A 9,622-nucleotide genomic window follows, 5' to 3' on the forward strand; every position below is an offset into this window, starting at 1 on the left:
GCCGCCCCTGGCGCGCCCGCGCTGCTGCTGGCGCTGACCGCGGCCCTCGGTGGCGACGTGCTGGTGCCGCGGCCCTGCGCCGCGTGGTGGGCGCCGTACGCCCGCCTGCTGGGCCGGCCGGTGTTCCATGTCGCGACGCCCGCCGAGTGCGGCGGCGTACCGGATCCGTACGCCCTGCTGGAGACCGTGCGCCGGGTGCGCGAGGAGGGCGGGGACCCGCGGCTGCTGGTGCTGTCCGTCGCCGACGACCCGACGGCCACGGTGGCGCCTCCCGAGCTGCTGCACGAGACCGTCGAGGCCGCCACCGGCGAAGGGCTGCACCTGGTCAGCGACGAGACCTGGCGGGACACCCTGCACGCCCCGCACGCCACGGTGCTCCTCAGCCCGGCGGAGATGCTGCCCGGCCGGGTCACCGTCGTCACCGACCTGGCCGGTTCCCTGCTGCCGTCCGGCTGGCCCGCCGCCGTGGCCCGGTTCCCCGAGGGCGAGGCCGGGGACGGGCTGCACGCGCGCGTGCTGGACGTGCTGACCGCACTCGACGCGCGTATCGCCGGGCCGGTCGCCGCCGCGGCCGGCTACGCGCTGGGCGAACCCGAGCCGCTCGGCGGCCACGTGGACGCCGTCGTACGCCTGCACGCGCGCCTGGCCGCGGCCGCGCACCGCACCGTGGTCGCCGCGGGCGCCCTCTCCCCGCCGCCGCAGGCCGGCCGGCATCTGTACGTCGACCTCGGCCCCCTGCGGTCCGGGCTCGCCGCGCACGACGTGGGGGACGCCCAGGAACTGGAGGACTTCCTCGCCGCCCGCCTGGGCATGCCCGCACCGGGCGGTCACCGCTTCGGCGACGACCTGGGCGCACTTCGCGTACGGCTGTCCACCGGCCCGCTGCTGGGCGGCACGGACGCCGAGCGCGCGGAATGCCTCGCCTCCCCGGCGCCGCTGGAACTGCCGCACGTGGAACGCGCGTTGATCAACCTCAAGTCGGTACTCGACGATCTCCGTGACGACGCTCAGCGACGGGAGTCTCCTCGATGACGCAGCAGTCCGAGTCGACCACGAGCACGCCCACCCAGGAGGCCGACGATCCGGCGCCCAGGACGCCGGCGGCACCGGCCGTGCCACCGCTCGCGCCCCCCTTCCCGCCGCTCGCCGAACCCCGCCCGCTGGCCGAACGGCGCGTGTGGCCCCGCACCTTCCACGACCGGCTGACGGCCCCGCTGCCCGGCCTCAAGGCCGTCGCCCGGTTCGCCCGCGAAGGCGCCGTGCGGCCCGGCCGCGAGGGCCTCGCCGACATCCCCCGGCTGCCTTTCGCACCCGGCCCGCTGCCCCGGGTCGACGCCCGCACCGTCGCCGTCACCTGGGCGGGACACGCCAGTTGGGTGCTGCGCGTCGGCGGGCTCACCGTACTCACCGACCCGGTCTGGTCCCGCCGCATCCTCGGCACGCCGGCGCGGATCACCCCGGTCGGGGTCCCCTGGAGTGAACTGCCCCGCGTCGACGCGGTGGTCATCAGCCACAACCACTACGACCACCTGGACGCCCCCACGCTGCGCAGGCTCCCGCGGGACACGCCGGTGTTCGTCCCCGCCGGGCTCGGCCCCTGGTTCCAGCGCCGCCGCTTCACCCGCGTCACCGAGCTGGACTGGTGGGAGGCGGCCGAACTGGACGGCGTGCGCTTCGACTTCGTCCCCGCCCACCACTGGTCCAAGCGCACCCTGACCGACACCTGCCGCACCCTGTGGGGCGGCTGGGTGCTCACCGCCCCCGAGGGCGGTCGGGTCTACTTCGCGGGCGACACGGGCTACGGCCACTGGTTCTCGCGCATCGGCCGCCGCTACCCCGGCATCGACCTCGCGCTGATGCCGGTCGGCGCGTACGACCCGCGCTGGTGGCTCAGCGACGTGCACTGCGATCCGGAGGAGGCGGTACGCGCCGTGGAGGACCTGGGCGCGCGACGGATGGCGCCGATGCACTGGGGGACGTTCGTGCTGTCGGCGGAGCCGGTCCTGGAACCCCTCACACGCACCCGCACGGCCTGGCAGAGGGCGGGCCGAGACCGCGAGGACCTGTGGGACCTGCCGGTGGGAGCGTCGAGGGTGCTGTACCGCACCTCGTGACGGCGCGAGGACCGCGTCGGTGAGGGGCGCGGGGAACCGCGCGACCAGCCCCCACGGCACGCGGATCGCCACTCACCCGGTGGACCACCCCCGCACCCGCCGCCACACCCCCGGCACCAGACTGATGACCAGCGTCAGCCCCACCGCCGCGACCACGCCCTCCCAGGGCTCGGGAAACAGCGACCCACCCAGGATCCCGATCAGCTGATACGTCACCGCCCACGCCAGGCAGGCGGGCAGATTCCCCCGGGCGAACCGCCGCATCGGCCACTTCGCCAGCAGACACGCCAGCATCACCGGCAGCCGGCCCGCCGGCACCAGCCGGGACAGCACCAGCACCGCGACGCCGTGCGAGGCGAGCTTGTCCTGCGCCTGCGCGAGCCGCTCCTCCGGCGCCCGCGCCCGGATCGCCTCCAGCCAGCGCGAGCCGTTCCTCGACTTGAGGCCGCGCCGCCCCAGCCAGTACAGCGTGGCGTCGCCGAGGAACGCGGCCAGCGACGCCGTCACGAACAACAGCGCCAGCGAGAACGGCGCCGTCTGGTGGAAGGCGACCACCGCCGCCGAACTCACCAGCGCCCCCGTCGGCACGACCGGTATCAGCGCCCCGGCCAGCACCAGCAGGAACAGCGTGGGATAACCGATCGCCTGCTGGGTGGACTCGGCGGGTATCGGCGCCGGGACGGCCGCGAGCCAGCTCATCGGGCGACCTCCGGCCGCACGCTCTCCCCGTGCCCCAGCAGATGCACCGCCACCTTCGGCGCCCGCCGCGCCGCGAGGCGCACGAACTCCTCGCCGGGCGCGTGGAACTCGTGCGGACGCACCGCGTCCATGCCTATCGGCCAGTACGTGCCGAAGTGCACCGGCACCGCGCTGCGCGGCGCCAGCCGGACCAGCGCCTCGGCGGCCAGCCCGGGGTCCAGGTGCCCGTGGCCGAGATACGGGCCCCAGCCGCCGACCGGCAGCAGCGCCACGTCGATCGGGCCCACGTCCGCCGCCATCGTGTCGAACAGCCCGGTGTCCCCGGCGAAGTAGGTGCGCGCCTCGCCCTCGACGACATAGCCGAGGGCGGGGGCGCGGCGCGGGCCGACCGGCAGCCGCCGTCCGTCGTGCCGGGCGGGCACGGCCCGTACGGTCAGATCGGCCACCCGGGTGGTGTCGCCGGGGGCCATCTCCGTCAGGCGCAGATGGGCGAGCCGGCGCAGCGCCGGCACCGCCCGGGGTGCGCCCCGGGGTACGAGCAGGCGCGTGCCCGGCGCGAGCCGTGCCAGGGACGGCACATGCAGATGGTCGGCGTGCAGGTGGGAGACCAGGGCGACATCGGCGCTCCAGGCGCCGGGCGGGGGCATCGCGCCCCGGCGGCGGCGCAGATGCGCGAGCCTGCGGGCGAACAGGGGATCGGTGAGCACCCGAGTGTCCGAGTCCGCGACCGTGCAGGTGGCGTGCCCCCACCAGGTGATCTCCACCGGCACCTCTTTGCCTCCTTCGCGCGACTCCCCGAAGCCTACGGGCAGGAGTAGGGTCGGCGGCGAAACCCGGAGGTGAGGGGGCGCCATGGGAGCAATGCGCGTCACGGCGATCGCCAGTCTGACGCCGTTGGAGCAACTCGACGCGGACCCCTTTCTGGTCGACTCCCGCAGCCAGCACGCGATGTGCGCGCGGTGGGCCGCGGAGCGGGGGTACGTCGTCGCGAGGCAGTTGCTGGTCCGCGGGCTGCGCCCCGACCACTGCGCGCTGTGGGACGGCGTACGGCCGGGATGCGACCTCTTCGTGGCGCCGAGCCGCCGGGTGCTGGAGTGCGCACTGGCGAACGTCGAGGAGTTCACCGCGGAGTGCGCGCGGCGCGGGGTGCGGGTCGAGACGGTGGGGCGGGCCGAGCCGTCCTACGACGCCCAGATGAAGGCCCGGGTGCACCGGCGGCTGTCGATGCCGACGGCGGGCTACGACGGGGGCTGACGGGCCGTCGTACCGCTGTCGTACTGCCGTCCTACCGCCCTCGTACCGGGGGAACGCCACGGTTCCGGCACGCGTTATGACAATCTGGACGCAGGTCCGCGTCCGTGGTGGGCCGGGACGTGAGGTGTACGGGGAGTGCTCGGAGGGCGATGGCGGCGGGTCGCCAGCCAGGTGGGGCGGAGCGTCGCGGTGTGGGCCGTCAGCACGGTCACCATGCTCGTGCTCGCCGGGATCCTGCCCGACTTCCAGTTGCAGCGCGCCGACGGCGACAGCGCCACCACCATCGCCGTGACCGCCGCGTTCGGGGCCGGCGCCTTCGGTCTGCTGTCCGCCCTGGTCTGGCCCCTGCTCGTACGGCTCCTGCTGCTGGTGCCCGCGCTCGTGCTCGGGCTGCTGGTGTTCTTCCTCAACGGCGCGCTGCTGCTCGTGGCGCTGCGTCTGAACCCCGCCGAGCGCGGCGCGGTCGACCCGGAGACCGCGGTGGTCGTCGCCGCCGTGATGTCCGCCGTCGCCTCCGCCACCGGCGCCGCCCTCGCCGTCCGCGACGACGACGCCTACCGGCGCCGCCTGCACCGCCTCGCTCACCGCGGCCGCCGCCCCGTGCCGCCCGGACCGACCACCCCGGGCACCGTCTTCGTCCAGCTCGACGGCGTCGGGCACGACGTGCTGACGGACGCCGTCGGCAAGGGGCTGATGCCGACCGTCGCCCGCTGGCTCGGCTACGGATCGGCCGACGGCCCCGGCAGCGCCACCCACCGCCTCACCCCGTGGCGCACTGACTGGTCCAGCCAGACCGGCGCCAGCCAGCTGGGCATCCTGCACGGAAGCACCTTCGACGTCCCGGCGTTCCGCTGGTACGAGAAGGACACCCAGGAGGTGATGGTCAGCAACCGGCCGACCAGCGCCGCCGAACTCCAGCGCCGCGCCGTCGAGCGCACCGGCGACGGCGGACTGCTCACCGTCGACGGCGCCAGCCGCGGCAACCTCTTCAGCGGCGGCGCCGACGAGCAGGCCCTCGTGCTGTCCATCGCCACCCGGCGGCGCAGCCGCGAGACCCGTTCCCGGGCGGGCTACTTCGCCTACTTCTCCGACCCGGCCAACGCGGTGCGCACCGCGCTGTCCTTCGTCGCCGAGGCCGGCCGCGAGACGGCCCAGTCCACCCGGGCCCGGATGCGCAAGGTCCGCCCGCGCGTCTCCCGCGGCGGCCTCTACCCGTTCGTCCGCGCCTTCGCGACCGTCGTCGAACGGGACGTCGTCGTCGCCGCGGTCATGGGCGACCTGCTCGCCGGGCGCACCGCCGTCTACGCCGACCTGGTCGCCTACGACGAAGTGGCGCACCACTCCGGTCCCATGAGCCGGGACGCCGAGAAGGTGCTCGAACGCCTCGACCGGGCGCTCGCGCTGATCGAGAAGGTCGCCGAGCACGCCCCCCGCCCGTACCGGATCGTCGTCCTGTCCGACCACGGGCAGAGCCCGGGCGAGACCTTCCGCGCCCGCTACGGACTCACCCTCGCGGACCTGGTCCGGGCCGGCTGCGGCCTGCCCGTGCCGCGCCGTGCGCGCCGCACCCGCAGCGGCACGGAGGCGCGCGCCGCCGTCCGGGCCGCCCTGCACAGACCCGTGGAGGAGGAGCACGAGCAGCGCCGCCCGTCGCGCCGCTCGGAGCCGATCGTGCTGGCCTCCGGCAACCTCGGCCTGGTCTCCTTCCCGGACGCGCGGCACCGGATGAGCAGGGAGGAGATCGACATCCGCCACCCGGCGCTGCTGCCGACCCTCGCCAACCACCCCGGCATCGGCTTCCTGCTCGTGCGCAGCGAGGAGCACGGCGGCGTCGTGCTCGGCGCGAACGGCGCCGAGGCACCGGTGGACGAGCTCGACGACGACCACCCCGGGCCGCTCGCCGGGTTCGGGCCCGGCGCCGCGGACGCCGTGCGCCGCACGCACTCCTTCCCGCACACCGCCGACATCATGGTCAACTCCTTCCACGACCCGGCCGACGGCGAGGTCCTCGCCTTCGAGGAGCAGATCGGCTCGCACGGCGGGCTCGGCGGCTGCCAGGGCCGCCCCTTCCTGCTGTCACCGCTCGAGCTGTCCACGCCGATGGCCGACGGTGCGGCACTGGTCGGCGCGGAACAGGTCCACCAGGTGCTGCGCCGCTGGCTGCGGGAGTGCAACGGACCCCAGGTGCCGCTGGACGATTCCCGTCCCACGGTTCGCGAGGCCACAGCTTTTCCGGCGCCGGAGCAGGCCGCGCAGGACAATATCGTGTGATTTGGAACGCCGACGGGCCATGCCCGACCATGAGCGACGTCCGGCGATCCCGGGCATCAGTTCGATGAGAGGCGCACCACCCCATGCACGTCACCGGGATCGTCCCCCCGCCGGCTCCGGTCCCGCGGGAGACCCCGGCGGCCCCCGCCGAGGCCCGGCAGACCCCCGCCGGCGACTCCGGCAGGCACGCCCGCCGCTTCGGGCTGCCCGTCGCCACCGCGCTGGTCATGGGCAACATCATCGGCGGCGGCATCTTCCTGCTCCCCGCCTCCGTCGCCCCGTTCGGCACGGTCAGCCTGGTCGCCTTCGGCGTGCTCACCCTCGGTGCCGTCGCTCTCGCCCTGGTCTTCGGGCGGCTCGCCGAACGCGACCCGCGCACCGGCGGGCCCTACGTCTACGCCCGCGCCGCCTTCGGCGACTTCGCCGGATTCCTCGCCGCCTGGGCGTACTGGATCACCACCTGGGTGTCCAACGCGGCGCTCGCCGTCGCCGCCGTCGGCTACCTCGACGTCCTGATCCCGGTGAACGACCACCGCTGGACCGCCTGCCTCGCCGCGCTGGCCGTCCAGTGGCTGCCGGCCCTCGCCAACTTCGCGGGCACTCGCTACGTGGGCGCCGTCCAGCTGGTCTCCACCGTGCTGAAGTTCGCGCCGCTGCTGCTCGTCGCGGTCGGCGGGCTGTTCTTCTTCGACCCGGACAACCTCGGCCCGTTCCACACCGGCGACGGCAGCGCGATCGGCGCGGTCTCGGCCTCCGCCGCGATCCTGCTCTTCTCCTACCTCGGCGTGGAGTCCGCGGCCGTCAGCGCCGGGGAGGTCGGTAACCCGCGCCGCAACGTCGGACGGGCCACCGTCATCGGCACCGCGGGCGCCGCGCTGGTCTACCTGCTGGGCACGCTCGCGGTCTTCGGCACGGTGGCGCACGACGACCTGGTGGACTCCACCGCGCCCTTCTCGGACGCCGTGAACGCCATGTTCGGCGGCGGCTGGGGCGGCTGGGCCGTCGCCCTCGCCGCGCTGGTCTCCATGACCGGCTGCCTCAACGGCTGGACGCTGCTGAGCGCCCAGACCCCGTACGCCGCCGCCAAGGACGGGCTGTTCCCGGCCGCGTTCGCGCGCAAGCGGCGCGGGGTGCCGACCTTCGGCGTCGGGGTCACCGTCGTCCTCGCCTCGCTGCTCACCGTCTACAACTACACGGCCGGCACGGCGAAGGTCTTCGAGGTGCTGGTGCTGGTCACCACGTTCACCGCGACCGTGCCGTATCTGCTGGCCACGGCCGCCCAGCTCTTCCACCTCGCCTCCGGCCGGCGTGACCTGGTCGACCGCCGGCGGCTGGCGCGGGACACCGTGGTCGCCGCGGTCGCGGCCGGCTTCTCGATGTGGCTGGTCGCGGGCGCGGGATACGCGGCGGTCTACCAGGGAGTGCTGTTCCTGTTCGCGGGCGTGCTGGTGTATGCCGTGATGGCGGCACGCCTCAGGGGCGCGGGGAACTGCGCGACCAGCCACGACGCACCCGCGGACGCATCACGTTCGACGTAACGAGATTCGGCTGCGCCCCCTGCGCACACCGCTCGCTTACCCGAACTGCGCGCGCACTGCTCGGCAAGGCGCTGGGCGCCATCGCCTCGTACGCCGAGGCCCGTGACGTACCCGCCGCGCGGGTCGTCTTCTGCGACGCGGTGGCCCACGACGCGGGCCACCTGCCGGTCGCCGAGATCGCCGGACGGGTACGGGTGCACGGGCGCGGCGGTACGGTCCTGCAGCCTGGGATCGATCTGCTGCACCGGGCGGAGGACTTCCCGCCGGGGGCGCCGGTACTGGTGATCACCGACGGCTGGTGCGACGTGCCGCGGGTGCGGCGCGAGCACGCGTATCTGATTCCCCAAGGCGCCCGGCTGCCGTTCACCGCACGTGGTCCGGTGTTCCGCGTGCGGTGAGCCGGAATGTGATCGGATAGGGGCCGAGAACCCCGGCAACGGGGTCGCATCGAGAGCATGCGAAAGGAACAACCGTGGCAACCACGCGCTCCGCACACACCGTCTGGGAAGGCAACCTGCTCGAGGGCAACGGCGTCGTCACCTTCGACTCCTCCGGCATCGGCCAGCAGCCGGTGTCGTGGCCGTCGCGCGCCGAGCAGGCGAACGGCAAGACCAGCCCCGAGGAGCTGATCGCCGCCGCCCACTCCAGCTGCTTCTCCATGGCCCTGTCGCACGGCCTGGCCGGCGCCGGCACCCCGCCCACCAAGCTCGTCACCTCGGCCGACGTGACGTTCCAGCCGGGTGAGGGCATCACCGGCATCGTCCTGACCGTCGAGGGCACCGTCCCCGGTCTGGACGACGACGCGTTCGTCGCCGCCGCCGAGGACGCGAAGGCCAACTGCCCGGTGAGCCAGGCCCTGAAGGCCGTCCCGATCACCCTGTCGGCGAAGCTCGCCTGAGGCAGGCGGCACCCGACGCAGGCCGTCCCTCCGGGGGCGGCCTGACCGTTGGGACGACCGTTCGGAGGAGACCGCCATGCCCCCACGTCCCGCCGTCTCCGCCCACCGGGGTGGCACCGAGCGCTTCGGCCCGGCCACCTGGGAGGCGTACGAGGACGCCCTGCTGTCGGGCGCGGAGTACGCCGAGTTCGACATCCGGCGCACCGCCGACGATGTGTTCGTGGTCCACCACGACGCCCGGGTGGGGCACCACGGGCCGCCACTGACCGCGCTCACTCACGCCGAGCTCAGCGCACGCGCCGGACGTCCCGTCCCCGTCGTGGACGACGTCATGCAGCTGATCGCCGGGAAGCTCGTCGCGCACCTGGACCTCAAGGAGACCGGTTACGAGCGCGCGCTGATCGATCGCGCGGTCGCCCTGCTCGGCCAGGACGGGTTCGTCGCCACCACCCTGGAGGATCGTTCCGTCGCCGCGATCACCGAGGCCTTCCCCGGGGTGCGGACGGCCCTGTCGCTGGGCCGGGGCGGCGCGGGGATCGCGCCGGCGCGGCTGGCGGCGATCCGGGCGAGCGAGCTGTTCCCGATGCGGCGGGTGCGGGCCTGCGGGGCCCACGGCGTCGCCGTGCACCAGCGGCTGGCGCGCGCGAACGTGCTGCGCGAGGCCGCCCGGCACGGCCTGCACACCATGGTGTGGACGGTCAACGACGGCCCCGCGATGCGCGCCTTCCTCGGCGACCCGCGCGTAAACGTACTGATCACCGACCGCCCGCGGCACGCCGTGGCCCTGCGCGACGGCGCCCCGGGCACCGTGGCGCCTCGGGAAGGGGCGCGCGCCGCCGGGCCTCCCG

General features: G+C 74.7%; 9 protein-coding genes and 1 pseudogene. 8 read left to right on the forward strand and 2 right to left on the reverse strand.

The window, feature by feature from the left end:
- Together AB0O67_RS34345 and AB0O67_RS34350 are read left to right on the forward strand one after the other, a co-directional pair.
- The coding region (locus tag AB0O67_RS34345; protein WP_365458998.1) for an aminotransferase class I/II-fold pyridoxal phosphate-dependent enzyme at positions 1–1,032 on the forward strand (1,032 nt) is incomplete at its 5' end.
- Positions 1,029–2,114, forward strand: a complete 1,086-nt coding sequence (locus AB0O67_RS34350) for an MBL fold metallo-hydrolase (protein WP_365459001.1) — start codon at positions 1,029–1,031, stop codon at positions 2,112–2,114. The genes AB0O67_RS34345 and AB0O67_RS34350, both read left to right, overlap by 4 nt.
- 72 nt (positions 2,115–2,186) lie before the next feature.
- Here the strand turns inward: AB0O67_RS34350 and AB0O67_RS34355 are convergent, their stop codons facing one another.
- Together AB0O67_RS34355 and AB0O67_RS34360 are read right to left on the reverse strand one after the other, a co-directional pair.
- The gene (locus AB0O67_RS34355) at positions 2,187–2,813 is read right to left on the reverse strand and encodes a VTT domain-containing protein (protein WP_365459004.1); all 627 of its coding nucleotides are present in this window, start codon (positions 2,811–2,813) and stop codon (positions 2,187–2,189) included.
- A complete protein-coding gene (locus AB0O67_RS34360) occupies positions 2,810–3,583 on the reverse strand; it encodes an MBL fold metallo-hydrolase (RefSeq protein WP_365459007.1) in 774 nt (257 codons plus the stop codon). The genes AB0O67_RS34355 and AB0O67_RS34360 overlap by 4 nt, the downstream gene beginning before the upstream one ends.
- 82 nt (positions 3,584–3,665) lie before the next feature.
- Between AB0O67_RS34360 and AB0O67_RS34365 the strand changes: the two genes are divergently transcribed.
- The 6 genes and pseudogenes from AB0O67_RS34365 to AB0O67_RS34390 form a co-directional block, all read left to right on the forward strand.
- Positions 3,666–4,067, forward strand: a complete 402-nt coding sequence (locus AB0O67_RS34365; protein WP_365459010.1) for a hypothetical protein — start codon at positions 3,666–3,668, stop codon at positions 4,065–4,067.
- 189 nt (positions 4,068–4,256) lie between these two features.
- A complete protein-coding gene (locus AB0O67_RS34370; RefSeq protein WP_365459021.1) occupies positions 4,257–6,338 on the forward strand; it encodes a phage holin family protein in 2,082 nt (693 codons plus the stop codon).
- Positions 6,339–6,421: 83 nt separating this feature from the next.
- Entirely contained in the window at positions 6,422–7,876 is a 1,455-nt protein-coding gene (locus AB0O67_RS34375; RefSeq protein WP_365459013.1) for an amino acid permease, read from the forward strand.
- Positions 7,877–7,908: 32 nt separating this feature from the next.
- A pseudogene (locus AB0O67_RS34380) lies at positions 7,909–8,274 on the forward strand (hypothetical protein); the annotation flags it as partial.
- Positions 8,275–8,348: 74 nt separating this feature from the next.
- Positions 8,349–8,774 (forward strand): OsmC family protein, encoded by a 426-nt coding sequence (locus tag AB0O67_RS34385; protein WP_365459016.1) that lies wholly within the window; start codon positions 8,349–8,351, stop codon positions 8,772–8,774.
- Between the two features lie 76 nt (positions 8,775–8,850).
- Positions 8,851–9,622 (forward strand): glycerophosphodiester phosphodiesterase family protein (locus tag AB0O67_RS34390; protein WP_365459019.1); only part of this gene is annotated, 772 nt, incomplete at its 3' end.

The sequence above is a fragment of the Streptomyces sp. NPDC086077 genome, assembly GCF_040686175.1.
Lineage (GTDB): Bacteria > Actinomycetota > Actinomycetes > Streptomycetales > Streptomycetaceae > Streptomyces.

Coding starts and splice junctions, on each gene's coding strand:
- AB0O67_RS34350 (WP_365459001.1), top strand. CDS start 1,029: ATGACGCAGCAGTCCGAGTCGACCACGAGCACGCCCACCCAGGAGGCC.
- AB0O67_RS34355 (WP_365459004.1), bottom strand. CDS start 2,813: ATGAGCTGGCTCGCGGCCGTCCCGGCGCCGATACCCGCCGAGTCCACC.
- AB0O67_RS34365 (WP_365459010.1), top strand. CDS start 3,666: ATGGGAGCAATGCGCGTCACGGCGATCGCCAGTCTGACGCCGTTGGAG.
- AB0O67_RS34375 (WP_365459013.1), top strand. CDS start 6,422: ATGCACGTCACCGGGATCGTCCCCCCGCCGGCTCCGGTCCCGCGGGAG.